The 24,110-nt window shown below is 73.0% G+C and carries 18 protein-coding genes; 10 read left to right on the top strand and 8 right to left on the bottom strand.

The genetic code is table 11. The features are described from left to right. The first annotated feature begins 5 nt into the window (after window positions 1-5). Window positions 6-770, top strand: coding sequence for an IclR family transcriptional regulator (locus tag OG599_RS30030; RefSeq protein WP_327179106.1), 765 nt, complete (start codon window positions 6-8; stop codon window positions 768-770). A 33-nt stretch (window positions 771-803) separates the two neighbouring features. Here OG599_RS30030 and OG599_RS30025 read toward each other — a convergent pair whose 3' ends face one another. The 4 genes from OG599_RS30025 to OG599_RS30010 all read right to left on the bottom strand — a co-directional run bounded on the left by OG599_RS30025 (window position 804) and on the right by OG599_RS30010 (window position 5,387). Continuing rightward, entirely contained in the window at window positions 804-1,310 is a 507-nt protein-coding gene (locus OG599_RS30025) for a MarR family winged helix-turn-helix transcriptional regulator (protein WP_327179105.1), read from the bottom strand. Then, on the bottom strand, window positions 1,307-3,001 hold the full coding sequence (locus OG599_RS30020; RefSeq protein WP_327179104.1) for an FUSC family protein: 1,695 nt from the start codon (window positions 2,999-3,001) through the stop codon (window positions 1,307-1,309). The genes OG599_RS30025 and OG599_RS30020 overlap by 4 nt, the downstream gene beginning before the upstream one ends. A gap of 91 nt (window positions 3,002-3,092) precedes the next feature. Continuing rightward, window positions 3,093-4,172 carry an FUSC family protein gene (locus tag OG599_RS30015; RefSeq protein WP_442809588.1) on the bottom strand — a complete coding sequence of 360 codons (1,080 nt, stop codon included), beginning with the start codon at window positions 4,170-4,172 and terminating at the stop codon, window positions 3,093-3,095. Window positions 4,173-4,526: 354 nt separating this feature from the next. Then, entirely contained in the window at window positions 4,527-5,387 is an 861-nt protein-coding gene (locus tag OG599_RS30010; protein ID WP_327179103.1) for a phospholipid scramblase-related protein, read from the bottom strand. Window positions 5,388-5,725: 338 nt separating this feature from the next. Between OG599_RS30010 and OG599_RS30005 the strand changes: the two genes are divergently transcribed. From OG599_RS30005 to OG599_RS29995, 3 genes are all read left to right on the top strand, one after another. Continuing rightward, a complete protein-coding gene (locus OG599_RS30005) occupies window positions 5,726-6,376 on the top strand; it encodes a DUF3105 domain-containing protein (protein ID WP_327179102.1) in 651 nt (216 codons plus the stop codon). Window positions 6,377-6,462: 86 nt separating this feature from the next. Further along, on the top strand, window positions 6,463-7,032 hold the full coding sequence (locus OG599_RS30000; RefSeq protein WP_442809721.1) for a DUF305 domain-containing protein: 570 nt from the start codon (window positions 6,463-6,465) through the stop codon (window positions 7,030-7,032). A 109-nt stretch (window positions 7,033-7,141) separates the two neighbouring features. Beyond that, window positions 7,142-8,386 (top strand): ROK family protein, encoded by a 1,245-nt coding sequence (locus OG599_RS29995; protein ID WP_327180239.1) that lies wholly within the window; start codon window positions 7,142-7,144, stop codon window positions 8,384-8,386. 138 nt (window positions 8,387-8,524) lie between these two features. On the opposite strand, the gene xylA is transcribed toward OG599_RS29995, so the two are convergent. Further along, on the bottom strand, window positions 8,525-9,694 hold the full coding sequence (xylA, locus tag OG599_RS29990; RefSeq protein ID WP_327179100.1) for a xylose isomerase: 1,170 nt from the start codon (window positions 9,692-9,694) through the stop codon (window positions 8,525-8,527). Between the two features lie 201 nt (window positions 9,695-9,895). On the opposite strand from xylA, the gene xylB reads away from it, so the two are divergent. The 5 genes from xylB (at window position 9,896) to OG599_RS29965 (ending at window position 15,888) form a co-directional block, all read left to right on the top strand. Next, window positions 9,896-11,386, top strand: a complete 1,491-nt coding sequence (gene xylB, locus OG599_RS29985) for a xylulokinase (protein ID WP_327179099.1) — start codon at window positions 9,896-9,898, stop codon at window positions 11,384-11,386. Between the two features lie 101 nt (window positions 11,387-11,487). Beyond that, window positions 11,488-12,759 (top strand): VWA domain-containing protein, encoded by a 1,272-nt coding sequence (locus tag OG599_RS29980; protein WP_327179098.1) that lies wholly within the window; start codon window positions 11,488-11,490, stop codon window positions 12,757-12,759. Next, window positions 12,759-13,652 (top strand): hypothetical protein, encoded by an 894-nt coding sequence (locus tag OG599_RS29975; RefSeq protein WP_327179097.1) that lies wholly within the window; start codon window positions 12,759-12,761, stop codon window positions 13,650-13,652. Before OG599_RS29980 ends, OG599_RS29975 begins: the two co-directional genes overlap by 1 nt. Before the next feature lie 164 nt (window positions 13,653-13,816). Continuing rightward, window positions 13,817-15,397, top strand: a complete 1,581-nt coding sequence (locus OG599_RS29970; protein ID WP_327179096.1) for an aspartate:alanine exchanger family transporter — start codon at window positions 13,817-13,819, stop codon at window positions 15,395-15,397. Window positions 15,398-15,501: 104 nt separating this feature from the next. Then, on the top strand, window positions 15,502-15,888 hold the full coding sequence (locus tag OG599_RS29965) for a hypothetical protein (RefSeq protein WP_327179095.1): 387 nt from the start codon (window positions 15,502-15,504) through the stop codon (window positions 15,886-15,888). 35 nt (window positions 15,889-15,923) lie between these two features. Here OG599_RS29965 and OG599_RS29960 read toward each other — a convergent pair whose 3' ends face one another. The 3 genes from OG599_RS29960 to OG599_RS29950 form a co-directional block, all read right to left on the bottom strand. Next, the gene (locus OG599_RS29960; protein ID WP_327179094.1) at window positions 15,924-16,430 is read right to left on the bottom strand and encodes a GNAT family N-acetyltransferase; all 507 of its coding nucleotides are present in this window, start codon (window positions 16,428-16,430) and stop codon (window positions 15,924-15,926) included. A 138-nt stretch (window positions 16,431-16,568) separates the two neighbouring features. Then, entirely contained in the window at window positions 16,569-18,869 is a 2,301-nt protein-coding gene (gene yicI / locus OG599_RS29955; protein WP_327179093.1) for an alpha-xylosidase, read from the bottom strand. A gap of 64 nt (window positions 18,870-18,933) precedes the next feature. Beyond that, window positions 18,934-21,855 (bottom strand): glycoside hydrolase family 3 C-terminal domain-containing protein, encoded by a 2,922-nt coding sequence (locus OG599_RS29950; protein ID WP_327179092.1) that lies wholly within the window; start codon window positions 21,853-21,855, stop codon window positions 18,934-18,936. A 506-nt stretch (window positions 21,856-22,361) separates the two neighbouring features. On the opposite strand from OG599_RS29950, the gene OG599_RS29945 reads away from it, so the two are divergent. Further along, window positions 22,362-24,071: an extracellular solute-binding protein gene (locus OG599_RS29945; RefSeq protein ID WP_327179091.1), complete on the top strand. Its 1,710-nt coding sequence runs from the start codon at window positions 22,362-22,364 to the stop codon at window positions 24,069-24,071. Window positions 24,072-24,110 lie beyond the last annotated feature (39 nt).

Raw genomic sequence — 24,110 nt, 5'->3', positions numbered from 1 at the left:
CCCCCATGGCATCGGCGCCGGGTTACACCATCGAGTCACTGGACACCGGCCTGCGGCTGATGCGGCTGTTCCTGACCCATGACACGCTCACCGTCAGCGAGGCCGCCGAACTGCTGGACGTGGGGCGTTCCACCGCGCACCGGGTGCTCGCGACCCTGGAGGGGCGGGGGTTCGCCGGGCGCGACGCCTCGGGGCGCGGCTACTCCGCGGGGCCGGAGCTGATGCGGCTGGGCCGCCCCGCCGGGTTCGGTACGGCCGCCCGGGAGCGGGTGGCCGGTGCCCTGGACGACGCCGTCCGGCGCACCGGGGAGACCGTGCAGGCGGTGGCGCTGATCGGGGACCGGATCATCGTCACGGACGGGCGGGAGTCCCCGCACCCGGTGCGGGTGCGGCCGGGGACGGGCCTGACCCACCCGGCGCACGCGACGGCGGGGGGCAAGATGCTGCTCGCGCTGATGACGCCCGATCAGGTCGGCGCCCTCTATCCGGACGAGGAGCTGGAGCGGGTCACCGTGCGCACGACCGCCTCGCGGACCGCGCTGCTGGCGGAGCTGGACCGGATCCGCGACCGGGGCTATGCGCTGAGCGGCGGCGAGTCGGCGCCGGGCATGAACGCCGTCGCGGTACCGCTCGCCGGTTCGGGCCCGCGCGACCGGCTCGCCCTGGTGGCCTCGGTCCCCGCCGACCGGGGCGGCGAGGCCGAGTTGGGCGAACACGCGGTGCGGCTGCGGCAGTCGGCGGCGGCGCTGGAGCGGCCCGCCGCCGGCTGACCGCGCCGACGCCGGGGAGTGGGGCGGCGGGACTCAGCGCCCGGCGCCGCCGATCCGCCCTTCCAGCTGCACCAGCAGCTCGCTGAGCTGGGCGCTGAGGCGGTCGCGCGCCGGTTCGTCCAGCCCGGCCAGTACCGAGCGCTCGTAGGCGAGTTGCTGGGGCAGCAGCCGGTCGACCAGGCCGCGTCCCTCCTCGGTGAGGCGGACGTAGGTGACCCTGCGGTCCCGGTCGTCGCCCCGGCGCTCGACGAGACCGCGCTCCTGGAGGGCGCGCAGCCGTTTGGTGACGGCGGCCCCGGAGGAGAAGGTCTCCCGGGCCAGTTCGCCGGGGGTGAGCTCCCGGCCCGTCCGGCGGACCGCGCCGAGCAGGTCGAACTCCGCGCGGTTGAGTCCGGCGGCGCGCAGCGGGGCGTCCTCGGCCTGCTGGAGGAGGGCCGCACAGCGGTTGATCCGGCCGATCAGCTCCATCGGCCCGGTGTCGAGACCGGGGCTCACCGCCTGCCACTGCCGTACCACCGAGGCCACGATGTCGTCGCTCACACCGCTCCGTTCTCCGGGGCGAGGGAGATGAGCCCCTGCCGTTGTGCCGTCGCGGCGAGCGTACGGTGTCCGGCCCGTTCGGCCGCGACGAGGTCCTCCTCCGGCAGGGCGCGCTGCCACCACTCCCCGGCGGCGGTGTCGCCGGCCTCGCGCAGCTCGACCAGGGAGGCGGTGAGCCCGCGGCGGGAGGCGTCGAGGGCGGCGGGGTCCGCGGTGTCGTCGGCGAGGACGCGCACGGCGTGGGCGCGGGCCCGCTCGGTGGCCTCCAGGGCGCGTTCGACCCGGCCGGTGGCCCGGCGGTTGGTGACCAGTACGGCGGCGAGGAAGCCGACCGCCGCGCCGACCACGGTGTCGATGACCCGGTCGCCGATGAGTTCTCCGGCGGGGTGGGCGCCGCCGAACTCGATGACCAGGAGCGCCATCGGGGTGACCGCGACCGAGCCGAGCCAGTAGTTGCGGGTGATGAGGGCCTCGGCGGCGAAGTTGAAGCAGAGGACGCAGACGATCAGCAGCAGCGGGCTCACCCGGGTGAGCGGGAGGACCGCGGCGAAGACGAGCACGCCGAGCAGGTTGCCCAGGGTGCGCTGGAGGGCCCGGTTCCAGGAGAGGGTGACGTTGGCCTGGTAGAGGGAGGCGGCGGTGACGATGGCCCAGTAGGGGCGGCCGACGCCGAGCGCCTCGCAGGCGTATCCGGCGAGGGCGCAGCCGATGAGGGTACGGACGGCGACGGGCAGCACGTGGGAGCCGGGGCCGAGGCGGCGCAGCAGCTCGCCCCGGGTCGTACGGGCCCGGCGGCCGGCGCGCTCCGCGTCGACGCCGAAGAGCTCCGCGGTGGTGCCGGGAGCGGCGGGCGGCGTCGGGACGGGTCCGCGGGCCCGGGTCAGCGCGGCCCACTCGCGCAGCTGCGCGGGGTCGGCGGCGGCGCGGTGTCCGGCCGGGGAGCTTTCGGCGAGGGCGGCCTCGGCGTGCACGACGAGGCGTTCCAGCGCCCGGCGGGCGGGCGTGGCGCGGCCGGAGGCGAGCAGGGTCTGCCAGGCTCCGTGCACGGCCGCGGCGGCGGCGCCGCGCGTACGCGGACCCGGGTCGGCGACGCAGGCGGCGGCCGCGTCCAGGGCCCGCGCGGTGGCCCGGCGTTCGGGCCCCTCGCGGCGCAGCAGGGCGGGGCCCACCACGGTGACGCACCAGGAGAAGGCACCGGCGGCGAGAGTGAGCGCGAGGTGGCCGGGCACCTGGGCGAGCTGCTGGGGCGCGAAGAGGGCCGCGGAGGTGACGAAGGTGAAGATCACGTGTCCGGGCGGCCCGATGCGCGACGCGTCGCAGAGCGCCTTCTGCACGGCGGCGAGCAGCGCGCCGACGGCGATGAGGATCGCGGTGGAGTCGGTGAGCGAGCCCGCGACCAGCGCCACGGCCAGCCCGGCGAGCATCCCGACGACGACGCGCACGACGGTCCCGGCGCGGCGGGCGTACGGAAGGGCGTGCCCGTACAGGGCGCAGAGCGATCCGGCCATCGTGTACATCACGAGGTCCAGCCGGTCGACGGCGAAGAGCAGCAGGTTCGGTACGAGGGAGGCGACGACCACGCTCAGCGCCGGCTTGAACCAGGTGTCCGAGGGGTGGTTGAGGCGGAGCGCCGCCTTCAGGGGGAGTCTGCGGACGGATGGGCGCCGGGGAACGTCGGTTGTCTCACTCACCCATTTACTTTAACAGGTATTACACCTGTAAAAGATATACGGCGGAGGTCGGCCTCTCCGATGCCCTCAAGGCCCCTGTCCCGGTGCCCTTTCAAGGCTCCCGCCCCGGCCGCCCCTGTCCTGGTGGCTCCCGCCCCGCCATCGACGCCTCGATCCGCGCGAGCTGGTGCCCGAGGGTCGTGATCCACACCTCCAGGTCGACGGAGGGCGGGACCGGCGGGCTCCCGCCGGGCGCGGCCGGTGCGCTGCTGCGGTTGTCGCCGCCGTCGAGCCGTGCCGCGATGCGGAGGGCCGCCTCCTGAAGGCCCTCCGCACTGCGCCGGGTCCAGGCGTCCGGCGGGGCCGGGACCGCCGGGCGGAGGCCGAACAGGGGGAGCCGGTGCGCGCCCCACAGCATGTCGTCGGCGGCGACGAGCAGGGCGTGCCAGTCGGCCTCGGGCCCCTCCGGCGCCCCCGGCTTGGCCGACGCCTCGGTGCGGTACTGGGTGTACGCGGCCTCGGCCAGGCGCATCCGGTGCACGCTCACCATCGCCCCCGGCACGGCCCGTGCCCCCGGCGGTGCCGTCAGCAGAGCCTCCGCGGTGCCGGGCACCAGCGCGCCGCAGGAGCGCAGCAGCGCGGCCATGGCCCGCCGGACCTCGCGCCGGGCCCCGGCCGGCCAGGCGAGGAGCCCGCAGAGCAGTCCGATCACGCTTCCGGTGACGACGTCGATCATCCGCGCCTCCGAGAGCCGCCAGGTGACCGGCGAGATCTGGGCGAACGCGGTGGCCACGACCAGGGTGAAGAGCGCCTGCGTGCAGGCGATCCCCAGCATCGGCCCGCCGAAGAAGGCCAGCAGCATCAGGGGGGCGAGCAGCACGGCGTACCCCTCCGTGTACGGGCCGATCCCGATCAGCAGCGCGCCCGCCGCCACGGCCCCGGCGGCGTTGCCCGCCACCGCTCGGCGGATCGCCTGCCAGGTGGCCCCCAGAGTCGAGCGCCCGAGGGTCAGTACGGCCAGCAGCACCCAGAACCCGTGGGTCAGGTCGAGCGATCCGGCGACCAGCCGGGCCGCCGCGAGGCCGAGCGCGGTCCGGACGGCGTTCTGGAAGAGGACCGACCGCAGGGTCACGTTGCCCAGGACCCGCCGTGCCCACAGGCGCGGTGCGGCGAGCTCCGCGTACCAGAACATGGCCCGTGGGGCGGGGCTCCGGGCCGGTACGCCGTTGAGCGCGATGTCCAGGGCGACCCCGGCGACCCGGGCGGATTCGGCGAGCGCGAGGACCCGGGACTGCGTGCGGAGCAGGGCGGTGGGCGGCGGGGCACCTTCCGGGGCCCCTCCCCCGGCACCTTCCGGCGTCTCTCCCCGGGCGCCTCCCGGTGTCTCTCCCCCAGCGCTTTCCGGGGCCCCTCCTCGGGCGCCTTCCCGGGGCTCTTCCGGGGCGCGCTGCTCTCCGGCGGCCAGCGGACGCGTTCCGCCTGGAAGGAAAACGCCGGTGCCCCGTACGCGTCGCGCGTACGGGGCACCACCGGTCGGGTCTGCGGCTCAGCCGAGTCCGCGCGAGTCCTGCTTGAGGGCGGTGTCCACCGTGAGCGCCGTCGCGACGACGAGGCTCAGCATCGGCTCGGGCAGCTGGTAGTGGATCTGGAGGACGTAGTTGTCCGCGGTGGTGAAGAGCGTCTTGGCGAGCCCTTCCCAGGTCTTGGTGATCCGGGCGATCTCGGCGTCGTTCTGGTCGACGATCGCGAAGTTCCAGGCGCGCCAGTTCTCGGCCTTGATCGCGCCGACCTTCTGGCCGTCCACCATGATCGCGAAGTTGATCTTGCCGATCGCGTTCTGCTGGACGATCTCGCCGACCGTCTGCCCGTCGGGGCGCTGGACGATCACGCGCGACTTGATGAACTTGGCGGGACGGGTCAGCAGCAGCTGGGGCTGACCGTAGGCGTCCCGGATCTCCAGGCGGTGCGTCAGGTACTGGTCCCAGCTGGTGGCGAAGCGGATCACCTTGCGGAAGAGGCTCTGCCCGACCTCCACGACCGAGCCGAGGGTCGCGCCCTGCTGGTCGAAGACGCGGTACTCGTTCGTCACCTCGATCAGCTTGGCCTTCTGGTTCACCACCAGGACCTGCTGATTGAAGAGCGTTCCGGCGCTGATCTGGCCGGGCTGAGCGGTCTGGCCCGGCTGAGCGGTCTGGGCGGGCGCCGTCTGCTGCTGGGGCACGGCCGCCTGAGGGGCCGGGGCCTGCACGGCGGCGGCCTGCGGAGAGCCCGCCGGGGCCGTCGGCTGGGCGCCGGCGGCGGGGTGGGTGTGCTCGGTCCACTGGGAGCCGTCCCAGTAGCGGAGCAGCTCCGTGGCACCGTGCGGGTCAGGGAACCAACCCGCAGGTATGTTCGAGGTCGTGGTCACCGACGCACACTATCCCGCGACCGGGCTGCGGACACGTCCCGGAACTTCACACACCTATAACGGTTGACCTTGGGCGGTGACCGGGGGCGCGGCAGGACGTACGGCCCGGTGGCGGGTCCACGGGTGGGCGGGCCGCGTGTTCGCGGGCTCCGCCCCGACCGGCCGGGCACGTGCCCTCCCGTCACGGGCCCGTGGGGCCGGTGCCGTACCCCGCCGGGTCCACCCGGCGAGGGGCGAAAACAAGTTCCTCCGTCCAAGGGGGTGTTGCCCCGGGCCGCCCGTACGGGGCACCATCCGCCCGGCGCACTTCCCGTCGATGCCGAACCCCGAGGACGACCATGACTTCCACCAAGGACCAGAACCCCGCCTCCGCCGCGCGGCGCGCCAAGTTGGAGGAGGCGCGCCGCAAGGAGCGCGGCCGCGAGCGCCGCGCCCGGATCATCGCCATCTCGGCCGCCGTCGTGGTGGTCGCCGCTCTCGCCGTCGGCGGCGGCTACCTGATGACGAGGGCGAACGACCAGGACAAGGCCGAGGCGAAGGCCAAGACCGATGCCATCGTGGGCGAGCGCAGTTGGGACAAGCTCACCCAGAACCACGTCGAGACGCCCGTGACCTACCCGATGAACCCGCCGGTCGGCGGCGACCACAATCCGGTCTGGATGAACTGCGACGCCGACGTGTACACCGAGGCGATACCGAAGGAGAACGCCGTCCACTCCATGGAGCACGGCGCCGTCTGGGTCACCTACAACAGCAAGGCCGCCGACGCCGACGTGAAGGCGCTCGCCGAGCGGGTCGAGGCCACCCCGTACTCCCTCATGAGCCCGCTGGAGGACCAGGCCGACCCGCTGATCCTGAGCGCCTGGGGCAAGCAGGTCACCGTCACCAGCGCGTCCGACCCGCGGGTCGCGCAGTTCTTCACCAAGTACGTGCAGGGCGCGCAGACCCCGGAGCCGGGTGCCGCCTGCACCGGCGGGATCGAGAAGTGACGCGCGCCGGCCGCGCGGCCGGGTCACGGCGGCTGGCGGTGGCGGGCGCCGCCGTACTGCTGCTCGCCCTGGGGCTGGTGGCGCTGATGGTCGTACGGCCGTCCTCCGCCTCCTCGTCCGGCACCGCGTCCCCGGCCGGGCGGTCGGCGCCCGCGGACGGATCGGTGGACGCCGGTTTCGCCCGCGACATGTCCGTACACCACCAGCAGGCCGTGGAGATGTCGTTCATCGTCCGGGACCGCACCGACGACGAGGACGTGCGCAGGCTCGCGTACGACATCATCAACACGCAGGCCAACCAGCGCGGCATGATGCTGGGCTGGCTGGAGGCGTGGGGGCTGCCCAAGAGCTCGGCGGTCCCCCCGATGCGCTGGATGGGGCACACGGTCACGCCGCACGACGGCGCGCTGATGCCCGGCATGGCCACCGACACGCAGCTGGACGCGCTGCGGGCGGCGAAGGGCGAGGAGGCCGAAGTCCTCTATCTGCGGCTCATGACGGCGCACCACACCGCGGGCGCGGAGATGGCGCAGGCGGCGGCCGACACGGCCACGACCGAGGTGATCGAGAACCTGGCCACCGGCATGGTGCGCGGTCAGCGGTCGGAGATCGCGCTCATGGCGGACATGCTCCGCGAGCGCGGCGCGAAGCCCTGACCGGAGCTCGGGGCGGGGCGGGGAACAGGGAGCGGCGGGAGCGGTGCGGGCGGACCGGTCCCCCGCTCCCGTCTCCTCGTGCCCGCCATCACATAGGCTCGTGGACGATATGAAGAACAACTCCACGCAGCTGGGTCCCAAGGCCGACAAGGACACCGTCCGGCGGCACAACCTGAGCCTCGTCCTGCGCGCCGTCCGCGACGAGGACGAGACCGGCGAGGCGACCAGGGCCGGTGTCGCGGCCCGCGTGGGCCTCACGCGCGCGGCGGTGTCCTCGCTGGTCGAGCAGTTGCTGGAGACCGGCTTCCTCACCGAGTCCGGCAAGACCTTCAGCGGTCAGGCGGGGCGCCCCGGCACGGCGCTCAAGGTCGCCCGCACCGGGCCCGCGGGCATCGGCGTGGAGGTCAACATCGACTACGTCTCGGTGTGCGTCGTCGACCTGGCGGGCACCGGGCGGGTGCGGCAGACGGAACACCTGGACAACCGGGGGGAGCCGCCCGAGGAGGTCCTGGTGCGCGCCGCCCGGATCGCCGCGCGGACCCTGGACTCCGCCCGCGAACAGGAACTCGATCCCGTGGGCGCCGCCCTCGCCCTGCCGGGCCTCGTCTCCGGCGGCGCGGTGCGCCAGGCCCCCAACCTCGGCTGGAACAAGGTACCGGCGGAGCGCCTGTTCGCCGAGGCGCTGGCGGTCCTGAGCCCGGGGCTGCGCCCGCTCCCCGTCAGTTCGGAGAACGAGGCGAACCTGGCGGCCCTGGCCGAGCTGTGGTTCGGCGGTCTCGGCGACGTCCGCAGCTTCCTCTACCTGACGGGCGAGATCGGCGTCGGCGGCGCCCTGGTGATCGGCGGCGAGCTGCTGCGCGGCGCGCACGGCTTCGCCGGGGAGATCGGCCACGTGGTGGTGGACCCGTCCGGCCCCGAGTGCCGGTGCGGCTCGCGCGGCTGCCTGGAGCAGTACGCCGGCCAGGCGGCGCTGCTGCGGGCGGCGGGCATAGAGGGGGCCGGGGGTGGTGCGGCGGTGATCGAGCTGGAACGCCGGGTGCGCGCCGGCGACGCGCGCGCCGAGGCGGCGGTCGGTGAGGCGGGCCGGATGCTGGGGCGCGTCCTGTCGGGCGCGGTGAACCTGATCGACCCGGACGCGGTGGTGCTCGGCGGCATCTACCGCGGCCTGATGCCGTGGCTGGCGCGGCCCGCCGACGAGGAGCTGACCGGCCGGGTGGTCTCCGGCCTGTGGTCGCCGGGCAGCGGCAGGCTCCGGGCGTCGTCGGTGGCCGGGGACGCGGCCCGGGGCGCGGCGGCCCTGGTGATGCAGGACGTGCTGGCCGACCCGGTGGCGTACGCCTCCCGGGAGCGCTGAGGCACCGGGGCTCGTCCCCGCACACGCACGGCAGGGGCCGGGCCGTCCTGGTGGACGGCCCGGCCCCTGCCGGTTGACGCATCACGTGGCGCGAGCCGCCCGACGGAGAGCGGGACGCGAGGCGCGCGACGGGTCGGTTCAGCGGACGCCGAGGAGGTGGTCCAGGGCGAGCTGGTCGAGGGCCTCGAAGGCCATGGAGCGCTCGGCGGCGGCGTCGACGTCGAACTCCTCGTAGGCGGAGGTGTCGGCGAGGAGGCCCTTGAGGCCGTCGGCGGCGGTGGGCTGCGCCAGCTCGTCCAGGCGGGAGGCGACGAGGGCCTCCTGGACGGCCGGGTCGTTGCGGAAGGCGGCCGCGCGCTCCTTGAGGATCAGGTAGTTGCGCATGCAGTTCTTCGCGGACTCCCAGACACCGTCGATGCCGTCGGTGCGCACCGGCTTGAAGTCGAAGTGGCGGGGGCCGGTGTAGTCGGAGTTCTCCAGGAGGTCGACGAGCCAGAAGGCCTGGCGCAGGTCGCCGGCGCCGAAGCGGAAGTCCTGGTCGTACTTGATGCCGGACTGGCCGTTGAGGTCGATGTGGTAGAGCTTGCCCGCCCACAGGGCCTGGGCGATGCCGTGCGGGAAGTTGAGCCCGGCCATCTGCTCGTGGCCGACCTCGGGGTTCACGCCGTACAGCTCGGGGCGCTCCAGGCGCTCGATGAAGGCGAGGGCGTGGCCGACGGTGGGCAGGAGGATGTCGCCGCGGGGCTCGTTGGGCTTGGGCTCGATCGCGAAGCGGATGTCGTAGCCCTTGTCGGTGACGTACTCGCCGAGGAGGTCGAACGCCTCCTTCATGCGGTCGAGGGCGTCGCGGACGTCCTTGGCGCCACCGGACTCGGCGCCCTCGCGGCCTCCCCAGGCGACGTAGGTCTCGGCGCCGAGCTCGGCGGCGAGGTCGATGTTGCGGATGACCTTGCGCAGCGCGTAGCGGCGGACGTCGCGGTCGTTGGAGGTGAAGCCGCCGTCCTTGAACACGGGGTGCGTGAACAGGTTGGTGGTGGCCATCGGGACCTTGAGGCCGGTGCGCTCCAGGGCGTCCTTGAACCGGCCGATCACCGCGGCGCGCTCGCTGTCGGAGGAGCCGAAGGGGATCAGGTCGTCGTCGTGGAAGGTCACGCCGTGCGCGCCGAGCTCCGCGAGCCGCTCGACGGACTCGACCGGGTCCAGGGCCGGGCGGGTCGGCTCGCCGAAGGGGTCGTTGCCCCGCCAGCCCACGGTCCAGAGACCGAAGGTGAACTTGTCAGCGGAAGTGGGAGTGAAGCGGTCCGACATGTCTGCCTCTTGATCGACGGGCCAGGACGGCTGCTCTGCCGACCGACCAATTTGTTCAGTGCCATTACTAATATGACACCGAGAGGGCCCGAAGCGAAACCCTTGGGAACCAAAAAGTCTTCACTCCGCTGTTCGCACCCCCTCCGATCACGTAATTTGTTTGTCGCACGAGCAAATCCCGCAGCACGAGAAGAGGTAGCCATGCCGCCGCGCACGGTCGTCATCGGTGTGGACAGTTCCACCCAGTCCACCAAAGCAGCTGTCACCGACGCCGTCACCGGCGAGCTCCTCGCCGTGGGCCGCGCCCCGCACACGGTCCTCGGCGAGGGCGGTGCCCGCGAGAGCGACCCCGAGATCTGGTGGCAGGCGCTGCGCGAGGCGGTGGCCGCCGGAATGAAGGAGTCCGGGGTCCCCGCCTCCGCCGTCACGGGCATCGCGGTCGCCGGGCAGCAGCACGGCCTCGTGGTACTGGACCGCGGCGGCCGTCCGCTGCGCCCCGCCCTGCTCTGGAACGACACCCGCTCCGCCCCGCAGGCCGCCGCCCTGACCACCGCGCTCGGCGGCCCGGAGGCGTGGACCGCGCGCACCGGATCGGTGCCGGTCGCCTCGATGACCGCCGCCAAGTGGCAGTGGCTGCGGGAGAACGACCCGGCGAGCGCGGACGCCGCCGCGGGCGTACGCCTCCCGCACGACTTCCTCACCGAGCGCCTCACCGGTGTCGCGGTGACCGACCCCGGTGACGCCTCCGGCACCTGCTGGTACTCCACCGCCACCGGCGCGTACGACCCCGAGCTGCTCGCCCTGATCGGCCTGGACCCCGCCCTGCTGCCCGAGGTCGCCCCGACCGGCGGCGCCCGCGCCGGGTCGCTGACCGCGAAGGCGGCCGAGGAGCTCGGGCTGCCCGCCGGCATCGCCGTCGCGGCCGGTACCGGCGACAACATGAGCGCCGCCGTCGGCCTCGGTCTCGGCGCGGCCGGGCTGCTCGACCACCCCGTGCTCAGCCTCGGCACCTCCGGCACCGTCTTCGCGGCCTCGCGCACCCGCCCCGCCTCCCCGGCGCTCGCCGGTTTCGCGGCGGCCGACGGTACGTACCTCCCGCTCGCCTGCACGCTGAACTGCACCCTCGCCGTGGACAAGGTGGCCGCGCTGCTCGGGCTGCACCGTGACGACGCGTCACCCGGCGGCGAGGCCGTGCTCCTCCCGTACCTGGACGGCGAGCGCACCCCCGACCTGCCGCACGCCTCCGGGCTGCTCACGGGGCTGCGGCACGACACCACCCCGCAGCAACTCCTGGGCGCCGCCTACGAAGGCGCCGCGTTCACCGTGCTGCACGCCATGGACGAACTGCTCCGTGCCTGCGGGCTCGACCCGGCGGACCCGGAGGTCGCCGCCCGCCCGCTGCGCCTGATCGGCGGCGGCGCGCAGGGCACCACCTGGATCGAGACCGTGCGCCGGCTCTCCGGCCGGCCCCTGGTCCTGCCCGCCAACGGCGAGTTGGTCGCCCTCGGCGCCGCCGCCCTCGCGGCCTCGGCGGCCGGCGGCGGCGACCCGGTCGCCCTGGCGACGGAGTGGAACGGCAACGGCACGGCGGGTACGGACCGTCAACTCGACGCGGTCGAGCGGGACACGGAGGCCTGGGAGCGGATCGGATCGGTGCTCGACCGGTCCGCGCAGCCCCTTCTCGGCGGCTGACGACACCCCCGGGAGTACCGCCGGATCACCTCGGGCATCCCCGAACCCGCTTCCGCGCAGCGGGTTTGGGGATGCGAACCGATGTTCAATAGGATCCGGCGATGATCACAACCAAACGGCTGACGACCGGGGTGGGCCTGCTGCTCGCCACCCTGGCCGCCGGAATCGGCACCGTCGTGCCGGCCGCCGCCGACGAACCCCCCACCGCCTCCTCGCCCAAGGTCGAACTGGTCCTCGACGTCAGTGGGTCCATGCGCACCCGTGACATCGACGGCGAGTCGCGCATGAGCGCGGCCAAGCAGGCGTTCAACGACGTGCTGGACGCCGTACCCGAGGAGGTCCAGCTCGGCATACGCACCCTCGGCGCGAACTACCCGGGCGACGACCGGCAGGTCGGCTGCAAGGACACCAAGCAGCTGTACCCGGTCGGCCCGTTGGACCGTACGGAGGCCAAGACGGCGGTCGCGACCCTCACGCCCACCGGCTGGACCCCGATCGGCCCGGCTCTGCTGGGCGCCGCGGACGACCTGGACGGCGGTGAGTCCACCCGGCGGATCGTCCTGATCACCGACGGCGAGGACACCTGCGGCCCGCTCGACCCGTGCGAGGTGGCGCGCGACATCGCCGCCCGCGGGGTGCACCTCGTGATCGACACCCTGGGCCTGGTGCCCAACGCGAAGATCCGGCAGCAGCTGACCTGCATCGCCGAGGCCACCGGCGGCACGTACACGGCCGTCCAGCACAAGGAGGACCTGTCCCACCGGGTCACCCAGCTGGTCGACCGGGCCGCCGAACCCGTCGTCACCCCGGTGGCGACCGAGGGCGCCGCGAGCTGTGCCAAGGCCCCCGAGCTCACCGCCGGCCTGTACACCGACCGCGCGAAGCTGGGCGAGCACCGCTGGTACCGGGTGAACGTCCGGCCCGGCCAGGAACTGCGGGCCTCCGTCAGCGTGTCGGCCGACCGGGCCGTCAACCCCGACTACGGCATCCTGCTGCGCGCGCTCACCACGCACGGGCGGGAGATCGTCCGGGGCTCCGAATCGGGCACCGGCCGCACCGACGCCATCTCCACCGGTCTGCGCTACCCGAAGGCCGAAGCGGACGACGACGCCGACGCCGAGACCCCCGAGGCCGTCTGCCTCCAGGTCAGCGACTCCTTCTCCTCCCCCACCTCGGTGAAGACCGGCCCCGGCATGCCGGTCGAGCTGACCATCGACGTGGTGGACTCCCCCGACGAGGCGGCGGACACCGCGGCCTTCGGCCTCGGCCGCGGCTGGTGGTTCCTCGGCCTGATGCTGCTCGCCGGTCTGCTGGCGGGGCTGCTGTTCGGCTGGATCTCGCGCTGGCGCGTCGCCGTATGGAGGACCAACTGATGCGTACGACCCCCCGTACCCGGACCACGCGCACGCACCGGGTGCTGCGCGCGAGCGCGGGCGCCCTGGTCGCCGGCCTCGCCCTGTTCTCCTCGGCCGGCCCGGCCCTGGCCGACGACCCGTCGGCCTCCGCGAGCCCCGGTGAGGACGGCTCGGACGCCGGCCCCACCGAGGCCGGCACCACCTTCCGTACCGCGACCGCCCTCCAGCAGGACCAGGCGGGCACCGCGCAGGCCTCGACCGGCGACTACCTCTACTGGGTCTTCCCGGCCGACGCCGGGCAGCGGCCGACCGTACGGGCCACCGTGACCCTCCCCGAGGCGTCGCTCCGGCACGGGGCGTCCACCTGGCAGATCGACGTCTACGACGGCCTGCGCCGCCGTCAGGCGTGCATGTACGGCCACCAGACCCGCACGGCGGCGGCCGACGCGGCGACGGTCGAGCTCGACTGCGTGCTGCGCCCGGTGCGCGCCTGGTCCGAGCCGTGGGCCAACGACCCGCTGCCGGGCAGCTACTACGTACGGCTGACCGTGCTGGACCTGCCCGACACCGACCTCGGCCAGCCCATCGGGGCCCGGGTGGAGGCCACCTCGATCGACGCGGGCAGCGCGCACGACGTGGACGGCACCCTCTCCGAGCCGCTGGTGCCCGGCTCCTCCGCCGTACGGGCCGCCGCCGGCTCCGGTGCGTCCGCCTCCCCCACGGACGGCGCGACGGACGAGCCGGTCGTGGTGGCCGGCAGCGAGCCGGAGGACGGCTGGTCCTCCGGCTGGTGGACGCAGCGCTGGCTGTGGAGCGCGGGCGGAGCGGTGCTCGCCGCCCTGGCCGGTGTCTTCGGCTACTCCGTGACGCGCGGCCGGGGCCGCCCGTCGCACGTACCGCCGGGCGTCTGACCCGAACGCCGGGAACCACCGCGCCGCCGTCCCCCTCCGGGACGGCGGCGCGGTCGTGTCCGGACCGTGCGCCGCCGAGTGGCGGGGCGTACGGGCCTGCCGGAAGCTGCCCCCGACAGGGCCGAGCCTTTCGTTTGCCGGTCGGAAGACAGGAGGCGGCGCACGTGTGGCAGTTCTTCGCGGACAACCCCTGGGTGACCGTGTTCTCGGTGATCACGGTCGGCGCCCTGCTCGGCATGGTGCGCTTCGGCCCGGTCAGGCTCGGCGCGGCGGGCGTGCTCTTCGTCGGCCTCTTCGTGGGCGCCCTGGACAAGGACATCGCCGCCGCCCTGCCCGCCGGGGTGTCGGCCCTGGGGCTGGCCCTGTACGTCTACACCGTCGGGCTGGAGTCGGGGCCCGCGTTCTTCCGTGAACTCCGTGGCCAGCTCGCGGTGATGGCCGGGGCGATCGTGGCGCTCGCGGTCACCGCGGTCGTGGTGGGCGCGCTCGGCCACGGCGCCCTGGGCATCAGCGGCCCGTTCCTCGCCGGCGGGTTCGCGGGCATCGGGACCACCACCCCGGGGCTCGCCGCCGCCCAGGCCGCGTCCGAGGACCCGGCGCAGCCCGCCGTCGGATACGCGATCGGCTACCCGCTCGCCGTGGTGATCACGATCATGTTCGTCGCGGCGATCGCCGCCCGCCGCCGGTGGTCCGCCCGGCGCGACCCCGGCTCCGGGCTGCCCGCCACCCTCGTCACCCGGACGGTGCACGTCACCCGCGAGATCGCCTGGGCGGACGTACCGGGCGTCGCCGAGCACCGCGTCCTGGCCAGCGAGTACCGCGCGGTGGGCGCCGCGCCCCGGGTCGCCACGCGGCTGGACCGGCTGTACCCGGGCGACCTGGTCGAGGTCGTGGGCGGCGAGGAGGACGTGGTGGCGGCCACCGCCCGCCTCGGCGAACTCGCCGCCGCCCACCTGCTCGACGACCGGTCCACCGTCGACTACCGCCGCGTCCTGCTCACCAACCCGGACCTGGCCGGCCACACCGTCGCCGAGCTCCGGCTGGCCGAGACCTACGGGGCGGCCGTCAGCCGGGTGCGGCGCGGCGACTTCGACATGCTCGCCCACGACGGCCTCGTCCTCCAGCTGGACGACCGGCTCCGCGTGGTCATGCCCCGTGAGCGCTCCGCCGAGGTCACCCGGTTCCTCGGCGACACGGAGGCGAAGGTCAGCGAGGTCAGCGCGGTGAGCCTCGGCCTCGGCCTCGCGCTCGGCTTCCTCGTCGGCATCCCGTCCCTGACCCTCGGCAACACCACTCTGGCCCTGGGCACCGGCGCGGGCCCGCTGGTGATGGGCATGGTCCTCGGCTGGCTGCGGCGCACCGGCCCCCTGGTCTGGACGCTGCCGACCCGGGCCAACCTCACCCTGCGCCAGATCGGCCTGCTGCTCTTCCTGGCCATCGTCGGCCTCAGCTCGGGCTACTCCTTCCGGGAGAACGCCTTCTCGATGTTCGGCCTGAAACTGCTGGCGGTCCTGGTGGTCGGCGCGGTCGTCAGCTACGCGCTGATGGTCCTGGTCGCGAAGGCCCTCGGCCAGAGCCGGGAGCGGACCATGGGCCTGCTCTCGGGGTACGTGGGCAACCCGGCGATCCTCGCGTACACCAACAGCCGGGTGAGCGACAGCCGGGTCAACAGCGGCTACTCGACGCTGTTCGCGCTGAGCATCCTGGTGAAGATCGTCTGCGTCCAGCTGCTCGTGGGGCTGTGAACCGGGGGCGTCCCGTCCGGCCCCCGCGCCCGCCGCCGTAGGGTGGCCCCGCACGTCCCGTCCCGGGCGCCCGGGGCGGCCTCGGCAGGTGGGAGAGGTACGGCATGACCGACCACGGTTACGTCAGGTTCCAGGGCCCGGTCCGCAACCACCGGGGCCAGTACCCGGGCGTGTTCGGTCTCGCCAACGGGCTCGCCCGGGAGGGCCGGCTGAGCGAGGAGCAGTTCCGCTTCTGGCGGGCGGCGAACGACTGGTACGACGGCCACTACCCGAACCCGTCCGCCACCGATCCGGAGGTCTACGACTCCGCCGTGAACCCCGGCGCGGTGGCGTGGTTCAAGACCTCCGCGGTCCATCTCATCGAACGGGTGGACGGCTACCTCGACCTGCTGGCCGCCCACGGGGTCCCCTGTGTCCGGGTGGAGTCGGCCGATCCGGGCCGTGTCGTCTACGAGGACGAGGTCCAGATCGTGGCCGTCCCCCGCGTCTGACCGGACCCGGACACCGCCTGTGGCCGCCCGAGGGCTCAGGTCAGCCGCTTGTGCATGACGTAGCAGGGCCGGCCGTGTTCGCGGTCGGTACGCCGGTCGATCTCCTGCCAGCCCAGCGAGCTCCAGAAGGTGAGGGCGTCGGGGTTGTTCTCCAGGACCGCGAGGCGGATGCCGTCCCGGCCCTCGGCGGCGAACCGCTCCTCGACCAGGCCGGCCAGCGACCGGCCGATGCCCTTGCGGCGGACGCCGCCGTGCACCATCAGCAGCCCGATCCAGGGCAGGCCGTCCTTCGGATGACGGCCGAGGAGGCAGAGCAGCCCGACGAGCCGTCCCCGCTCGTCACGGGCGAGCAGCACCTCACCGCCCTCGATGCCGGATTCCCGCCGCAGATCGGCTTCGACCTGGTCGGCCCGGACGTTCTCGGGGTCGTACTCGCCGGCGGCGCGGCAGTACTCCGGGTTGCTGGTGTAGAGGTCGACCAGCTCGGCGATCTCCTGCGGGGAGAAGCGGAGCGGTGCAAGGGAGAGGGACGGGGACGGCATGCGGGCATGTTAGCCAGCCCCGCCGGACGCCCCCGAACCCGAGGGGGACGGCGCCCCGGACCGGGGGCTGTGGTACCCGGTCCGGTCGCCGGTCGCGCCGGGGGCGGTGGGCCGTCCCCCGGTACGACCGGCCCCAGGTCAGCCGACGGGCGGCACCTCCACCGTGCCCGTTCCCTCCGCCGTCGCGCCCGTGGCCTCGACCGTGACGCGGAAGGGCCGGCCGCTGCCCTCCGCCGTGGCCCGTACGCCGTCCCCGTCGCGGACGACGTGGAAGGTCGCGGCCGCTTCGCCGGTCAGGCCGGGGACGGTGACCTCGGTCGTGGTCGTGGCCGTGCTCGTCCCGGAGTCCGGCGCGGGGCCGAAGGCCCGCAGGGTGAGGTCGGCGAGCCAGTCGCCGTCCGGGCGCTGGTCGTCACTGCTCCAGGGGAGCACCGCGCCGGGCCGTACGTACAGCGGGAGGCTGTCGAACCCGTGGACCTCCTGGCGCCAGACCGGTCCGGTGACGGTCTCGCCGGTGAGCAGGTGGGTCCAGGTGCCCTCGGGGACGTAGTACTCCACCTCGCCCTCCTCGGAGAAGACCGGGGCGACGAGCAGATCGGGGCCGAGCATGTACTGCCGGTCCAGGGTGCGGGTCGCCGGGTCGTCCGGGAACTCCAGCAGCATCGGGCGCATCACCGGGACGCCGGTGCGGTGGGCCTCGGCGGCGGCGCCGTAGAGGTACGGCATCAGGTGGTGCTTGAGGAGGGTGAACTGCCGTGTCACCTCGACCGCTTCCTCGCCGAACTCCCACGGCACGCGGTAGGAGACGTTGCCGTGGAGGCGGCTGTGCGAGGAGAGGAGGCCGAAGGCGACCCAGCGCTTGAAGACGGCCGGGTCGGGGGTGCCTTCGAAGCCGCCGATGTCGTGGCTCCAGAAGCCGAAGCCGGAGAGGCTCAGCGAGAGTCCGCCGCGCAGGGATTCGGCCATCGCGTTGAAGGAGGCGAAGCAGTCGCCGCCCCAGTGGACGGGGAACTGCTGGCCGCCGGCGGTCGCCGAGCGGGCGAAGAGGACGGCCTCGCCGCTTCCGCGTTCCTTCTCCAGGAGTTCGAAGACCGCGCGGTTGTAGATCTGCGCGTAGTAGTTGTGCATCCGCTCGGGGTCGGAGCCGTCGTGCCAGACGACCTCGGTGGGGATGCGCTCGCCGAAGTCCGTCTTGAAGCAGTCGACTCCCTGGTCGAGGAGGACCTTCAGCTTGCTCTGGAACCAGGCGGCCGCCTCGGGGTTGGTGAAGTCGACCAGGGCCATGCCCGGTTGCCAGAGGTCCCACTGCCAGACGTCGCCGTTGGGCCGGCGGACGAGGTAGCCCTTCTCGGCACCTTCGGCGAACAGGGCCGATTTCTGGGCGATGTAGGGGTTGATCCACATGCTGATGCGCAGCCCGCGCTCCTTGAGGCGGGCGAGCATCCCCTCCGGGTCGGGGAAGACGTCGGGGTCCCAGAGGAAGTCCGACCACTGGTACTCGCGCATCCAGAAGCAGTCGAAGTGGAAGACGGAGAGCGGGATGTCGCGTTCGGCCATGCCCTCCACGAAGGAGGTCACCGTCTCCTCGTCGTAGGAGGTGCAGAAGGAGGTGGTGAGCCACAGCCCGAAGGACCAGGCCGGGGGGAGCGCGGGGCGGCCGGTGAGGGCGGTGTAGCGGGTGAGTACGTCCTTGGGCGTCGGGCCGGCGACGACGTAGTACTCCAGCGTCTGGTCCTCGACGCTGAACTGCACCTGGCCCACGGACTCGGAGCCGATCTCGAAGCCCACCTTGCCGGGGTGGTTGACGAAGACGCCGTAGCCGCGCGAGGAGAGGTAGAACGGGATGTTCTTGTAGGCCTGTTCACTGCTGGTGCCGCCGTCCGCCTGCCAGACGTCGACGACTTGGCCGTTCTTCACGAAGGGGGTGAACCGCTCGCCGAGGCCGTAGACGTTCTCCCCGACAGCCAGAGCGAGTTGGGCGACCATGTGGTGGGCGCCGTCGGGGGTGGTGGCGAAGGCGGTGCCCTTGCGGTCGGCTCCGGTGAGCCGTCGGCCGTCGGCGTCGAGGAAGGTGAGACCCCAGGGACCGTCCTTGTCCAGCCTCAAGGTCAGTGGTCCGCTGGTGAGTTCGGCGACCGAACCCTCCCGCACGGTGCGCACCGATGCGTGCGGCTCGGCATCGGCCGTCAGCTCGAAGTCCGGGCCGTGGTTGACCTTCCCGGCGTGGTGGGTGGCGCGGACGCCGATGATCCCCTCGGCGGGCGTGAAGCATTCGACCGTGATCAGCGGGGTGTTGAGGGTGTCGCCGCGCCCGGTGACCCGCATGACCGCCGCATGGGCGGTGATCCGGTCGGCGTCCACGCGCAGATCGCGGATCTCGGTGGCGTAGGAGGCGCTGACTCCCTCCCGCATGAGCCAGAATCCGTCGGTGAACTTCATGAGGACTCCTTGCCGGGGACGGTGGTGAGCGGAGGCTGGGCGGCTGCTGCGGTGCGGTGCCGGGTCACTCGGACGCTCCCGAGGGGGCGAAGGTGAGGCGGGCGAGGCGCAGCGCGCCGCGCAGGGTGACCCGGAGGTCCGCCACCCCGTCCGCCCCGAACGCCGCGGTCACCGACCGGTAGTCGTACGGCCCGCCGGTGGCGGGGACGTCGACGGCCGCGGCGGCGGTGTCCGTCTCGATCTCGACCGTGCCCTCACCGGCCGCGTGGACGGTGACGCTGCGCACCCCCGGCCCGAAGTCGCAGGCCCCGAAGACCAGTCGGCCGCCCTCCGTGCCGGTGGCGGTGACCGCGTCGCCGTCCGTCTTCGCGCGGTCCACGATCCCGGTGCCGTACTGCTCGTCGTAGTCGGCGGCCTCGATGCCGGCGGCGAGGACGGGGCGGGGCCCGGAGGGCTCTCCGTCCACCTCCACGGCGGCGGCGAGCCGGATGTCCGCGCTGGACGCCCCGGCCAGCAGCTCGTAGGAGCCCGGCTCCACGGTCCAGCGGCCGTGCGCCACGTCCCAGTGACCCAACTCGGCGACCGGCACAAGGAATTCGAGTCGCTCGGAGCCGCCGGGGGCGAGGCTCAGCCTGCGGTGGCCGACCAGTTTGCGCAGCGGCAGACGGGCGGCGTCCGGGGCGGTGCGGCGTACGTAGAGCTGGGCGACCTCGTCGGAGGCCGCCGCACCGGGGGCGGCCGCGTCGGAGGCGGCCCCGTCGGAGGCTGCCGCGCCGGTGTGGGTGACGGTCAGGCCGACCCGGAGCAGGTCGTCCTCGCGGGCGACGGTGAGGTCCTCGTACGCGAAGGAGGCGTAGGAGAGGCCGTGGCCGAACGGGTAGAGCGGGGTGCCGTCGAAGTAGAGGTACGTCTGGCGGGACCCGATGACGTCGTAGTCGAACAGGTCGGGCAGGTCGTCGTCACCGGCGTACCAGGTCTGCGGGAGGCGTCCGGCCGGGGAGACGTCTCCGGCGAGGACCCGGGCGAGCGCGGTGCCGGCGGCCTGGCCGCCGTGCGCGGTCCACAGCAGGGCGGGGAGGGTGGCGTCGGCCTCCGGTACGGCGTACGGGTAGGCCGAGGTGAGGACGAGCACGGTGCGCGGGTTGGCGGCGTGCGCGGCGCGCCAGAGCTTCTCCTGCTGGGCGGGGAGGGCGAGGGTGGTGCGGTCCTCGGTCTCGCGTCCGTTGATGTGCGGGTCGTTGCCCGCGACGACGACGACGGTGTCGGCCTCGGCCGCGACCCGGGCGACCTCGTCCGCGCCGCGCTCGACGATCTCGACGCCGAAGACGGTCGCGCGGTCGGCCGAAATCTTTTCGCCGTTCTCGGCAACCTTTGCTCCGTCGGCGGCGACAGACACGTACCCACCCGTACCGATGTGCAGAAGGCGGTGTCCTCCGTCGTGTCCCTCGACCGCTTCCAGGCGGAACGTCTCCTGGACGATCCAGCCGCCCGGCTCCTCGGCGGAGGCGCGTACGAAGCCGTCCTCGGCGACGGAGAGGTGGAGCCCCTCGTCGGTGCGGAAGGTGAGGACGCCGTCGCCCCAGTCGACCACGGCGAGGGCGGTGCCCTCGGGGGCGGCGACGAGCGGCGGGAGGTCGGTGCGGCCGGTGAGGAGCGCCGGGTCGAGCGCGCCTTCCTCGCCGCGCGCCCCGCCGGTCGCCGACTGTGCTGCGGGCACGAGGAGTTGACCGGCCTCGCAGGTGAGCAGGGCCCGGTCGACGCCTTCGGCGTACAGCACGTCGTCGGCGCCGTAGCGGGCGCGCATCCCGTCGAGCGGGGTGGAGCGGTGCAGCAGGGTGCCGCTGTACCAGTCGAGTTTGCAGGCGTCGGCGAGCAGGCCGACGACCGCGATCTTCCGCCCCGCGCGCGGCGCGAGCGGCAGCAGACCGTCGTTCTTCAGCAGGACCGCGGCCTGTTCGGCCGTTTCCAGGGCGAGTTCGCGGTGGGCGGGGGTGTCGAAGGCGTCGGTGTCCGCGTAGGGGTCGAGCTCAGGGTCGAACTCGCCGAGCGCGAAGCGCAGATGGAGCAGCCTGCGCACCGCCCGGTCGATGTCCTCGGGGTCGAGCAGCCCCTTGGCGAGCGCGTCGCGGATGCGGCCGGTCATCACGGAGGAGTCCGTGCCGTGGTCGGTGAAGCTGTCCACGCCCGCCTTGAGGGAGGCGGCGGTGGCCTCCTCGTGGGTGTCGAAGTAGTGCTCGGAGTCGACCAGGTTGGAGGGCGCGCCGGCGTCGGAGCAGACGACGAGCGGCTGGTCGGTCCACTGCCGCAGCTCCCGGTCGAGCAGCGGGGAGACGTGGTTGGGGCGGCCGTTGACGAGGTTGTAGGCCGGCATGACCCCGGCGACCGCTCCGGCGCGGACCGCGTCGCGGAAGGCGCGCAGGTCGTACTCGTGCAGGACGCGGGGGCGCACGGAGGAGGAGGCGGTGTCCCGGTCGGTCTCGTTGTTGTGGGCGAGCCAGTGCTTGAGGACCGGGGCGGTGCGCCAGTAGCGGGGGTGCTCGCCGCGCAGGCCGCGGGTGTACGCGACGGCGATGGCGGAGGTGAGCGCGGGGTCCTCGGAGTACCCCTCCTCGCCGCGCCCCCACAGGGGGTGGCGCAGGAGATTCACTGTCGGGGCCCAGACGTTGAGGCCGACCCGGTCGTCGCTCCGGCGCTTGGCCCGTACCTCGTCGCCCACGGCTTCGCCGACGCGGCGCACCAGGTCGTCGTTCCAGGTGGCGCCGAGGCCGACGGCCTGGGGGAACACGGTCGCCCCGCCCATCCAGGCCACACCGTGCAGCGCCTCCTGACCGGTGCGGAAGGAGGCCAGTCCCAGCCGCTCCACCGGCGGCGCGAACTGGTGCAGCATCGCGATCCGCTCGTCGGTCGTGAGCCGCTGGAGCAGGTCGTCGACGCGCGCCTCGAAGGGCAACTGCGGGTCGCGGAAGGGAAGCGGAAGGTCCGTCACGTGCGGGTCCCCTTGGAAAGGTGGGAGGTCTGGCGGAGCCATGGGCCGCCACGGTCCTTCGGAACATCAGCGAGTGATCTTTCGAAGCGCTTCGATGCTCGGTGGCCGACCGGCAAAGTGTCAAGGGTGCACGGGGGTTGACTCGGCCTGCCCGGCTCACGGGGGCCGCACGGGAGCGCCGGAAACGTTACGGAAACAGCTCCCATGAATGTGTGGGCGAACCCTTGTGCGACCGGTCCCCTTCACTTAACCTCGCTGCAACATCGAAGCGCTTCGACAGCACTTCGAGGGTGCTCAGCCGGTGTCTCCGGAAAGTACCGAGGGTGGCCTGGTCCCCCGCGGTCCGTTCCCGGTCTCGCCGCCGGCGGTGGCTTCAAGCCGTCACCGCCCGGTCGTGTACCGCTCGATCCGAGCGGTTCCGTCCAGTTACGCCCACCTCAGACTCAGGAGCCGAACGGCGGTCGCCCGCCGGGTGTCGTCCTGGTGCGCCATGAAGGGTTGACGCAATGACGCCGAATTCCTCCCCCGCCACGAACCGGTCCGAGAACGACGCGACGGGCCTCAGTGCCATCACTCCGAACCGCCGGAGCTTCCTCGCTTCGAGCGCCTTCGCAGCGGTGGCCGTGGCGGGCGGCGTACCGCTGCTGGCCGCGTGCGGCGGCTCCGGATCCGACTCGGGGACCCGGGAGGGCACGACGACCGGCAAGGCGCTCAGCAAGGTCGTGCCGAGTTACGTCCCCTCCGACCTGGTGCAGCCCGACGTGGCCAGCGTCAACGGGTCGAGCCCCGGGTTCACCAAGCTGCCCGACCCGCTGGCGAAGTCGGTCAAGTCCGTTCCCGGCAAGGGCTCTTCCTTCCGGGTGATGACCCCGCTGTGGGGCACCGTCCCGAAGAAGAACAACCCGTACTACGCGGCGGTGAACAAGGCGGTCGGCGCGACGCTGAACTTCGACCCGCAGGACGGCAACACGTACCAGGACAAGATCGGTGCCGTCCTCGCCGGCGACGACATCCCGGACGTGATGACGATCCCCGGCTGGAACATGCAGGGCCAGATCCGCAACGCCATCACCGCGAAGTTCGCCGACCTCAGCCCCTACCTGGCCGGCGACGCGGTGAAGAAGTACCCGAACCTCGCCAACATCCCCACCGGGGCCTGGCAGTACTCGGTCTTCGGCGGCAAGCTGCGCGGCCTGCCCATGCCCTCGCCGGTCATCGGCAACGCGATCTTCTACCGCAAGGACATCATCGGCTCCGGCGCGGTCCCGGCCAGCGCCGACGACCTGCTCGCCTTCGGCAAGGAGTACACCGCGCCGAAGAGCAAGGTCTGGGCCTTCGACGACCTGTGGACCTGCATCCAGAAGATCTACGGCGTGCTGCCGGACGCCCCGCACTACTGGCAGCTCCAGGACGGCAAGCTCGTCCACAAGCTCGAGACGAAGGAGTACCGCGAGGCCCTGGCCTTCGCGCGCAAGCTCCACGACCTCGGCTACGTCCACCCGGACGCCGAGGCGAACAAGGACGCGGACTCCAAGATCCGCTTCACCAGCGGCCACATCGTCATGTACAACGACGGCACCGGCGGCTGGAAGGGCATGGTGACCGAACAGAAGACCGCCAACCCGAAGTTCGACATGCAGGCGCTGGACTTCTTCTCGGCCGACGGCGGCAAGCCGGTCCTCTGGCAGGACGACCCGGCCGGGATCTTCACCTTCCTCAGCAAGAAGCTCCCCAAGGCGAAGATCGAGGAGATGCTCGCCATCGCCGACTTCGCCGCCGCCCCGTACGGCACCGAGGAGTTCATGCTCACCAACTACGGCGTCCAGGGCACCCACTACGACGTGAAGGGCGGCGTGCCGACCTTCACCGACCAGGGCATCCAGGAGGCCCAGCCCTCCACCTTCCTCTTCCTCGCCTCCCCGCCGCACACCATCGCCTTCCCCGACGAGCCGAAGCTGGTCCAGGACTACGCGGGGTGGATGGCCCGGCAGGCGCCGAACATCAAGAAGCCTCTCTTCTTCGGCATGCAGATCGTCGAGCCCCAGCGGTACGCCTCCCTGTACACGCCCTTCGACGACCTGCAGAAGGACATCCGGCGCGGGCGCAAGAAGGTCAGCGACCTGGAGTCGGCGGTGTCGACCTGGAAGAAGAGCGGCGGCGACGAGCTCCGCTCCTGGTACCAGGACATCCTCGACAAGAACGGCTCCGGCAACTGACCGTACGCGGCAGACGGCAGGACCCACGCACAAACGGAG

The sequence above is a fragment of the Streptomyces sp. NBC_01335 genome, from assembly GCF_035953295.1.
GTDB lineage: Bacteria > Actinomycetota > Actinomycetes > Streptomycetales > Streptomycetaceae > Streptomyces.
This window is presented reverse-complemented; position numbering and strand designations above follow the sequence as displayed.

Bases quoted from the DNA above. Each gene is read 5' to 3' on its own strand.
- OG599_RS30030 (WP_327179106.1), top strand. From the start codon at position 6: ATGGCATCGGCGCCGGGTTACACCATCGAGTCACTGGACACCGGCCTG.
- OG599_RS30015 (WP_442809588.1), bottom strand. From the start codon at position 4,172: ATGTTCTGGTACGCGGAGCTCGCCGCACCGCGCCTGTGGGCACGGCGG.
- OG599_RS30005 (WP_327179102.1), top strand. From the start codon at position 5,726: ATGACTTCCACCAAGGACCAGAACCCCGCCTCCGCCGCGCGGCGCGCC.
- OG599_RS30000 (WP_442809721.1), top strand. From the start codon at position 6,463: ATGGTCGTACGGCCGTCCTCCGCCTCCTCGTCCGGCACCGCGTCCCCG.
- OG599_RS29995 (WP_327180239.1), top strand. From the start codon at position 7,142: ATGAAGAACAACTCCACGCAGCTGGGTCCCAAGGCCGACAAGGACACC.
- xylA (WP_327179100.1), bottom strand. From the start codon at position 9,694: ATGTCGGACCGCTTCACTCCCACTTCCGCTGACAAGTTCACCTTCGGT.
- xylB (WP_327179099.1), top strand. From the start codon at position 9,896: ATGCCGCCGCGCACGGTCGTCATCGGTGTGGACAGTTCCACCCAGTCC.
- OG599_RS29980 (WP_327179098.1), top strand. From the start codon at position 11,488: ATGATCACAACCAAACGGCTGACGACCGGGGTGGGCCTGCTGCTCGCC.
- OG599_RS29975 (WP_327179097.1), top strand. From the start codon at position 12,759: ATGCGTACGACCCCCCGTACCCGGACCACGCGCACGCACCGGGTGCTG.
- OG599_RS29965 (WP_327179095.1), top strand. From the start codon at position 15,502: ATGACCGACCACGGTTACGTCAGGTTCCAGGGCCCGGTCCGCAACCAC.
- OG599_RS29960 (WP_327179094.1), bottom strand. From the start codon at position 16,430: ATGCCGTCCCCGTCCCTCTCCCTTGCACCGCTCCGCTTCTCCCCGCAG.
- yicI (WP_327179093.1), bottom strand. From the start codon at position 18,869: ATGAAGTTCACCGACGGATTCTGGCTCATGCGGGAGGGAGTCAGCGCC.
- OG599_RS29945 (WP_327179091.1), top strand. From the start codon at position 22,362: ATGACGCCGAATTCCTCCCCCGCCACGAACCGGTCCGAGAACGACGCG.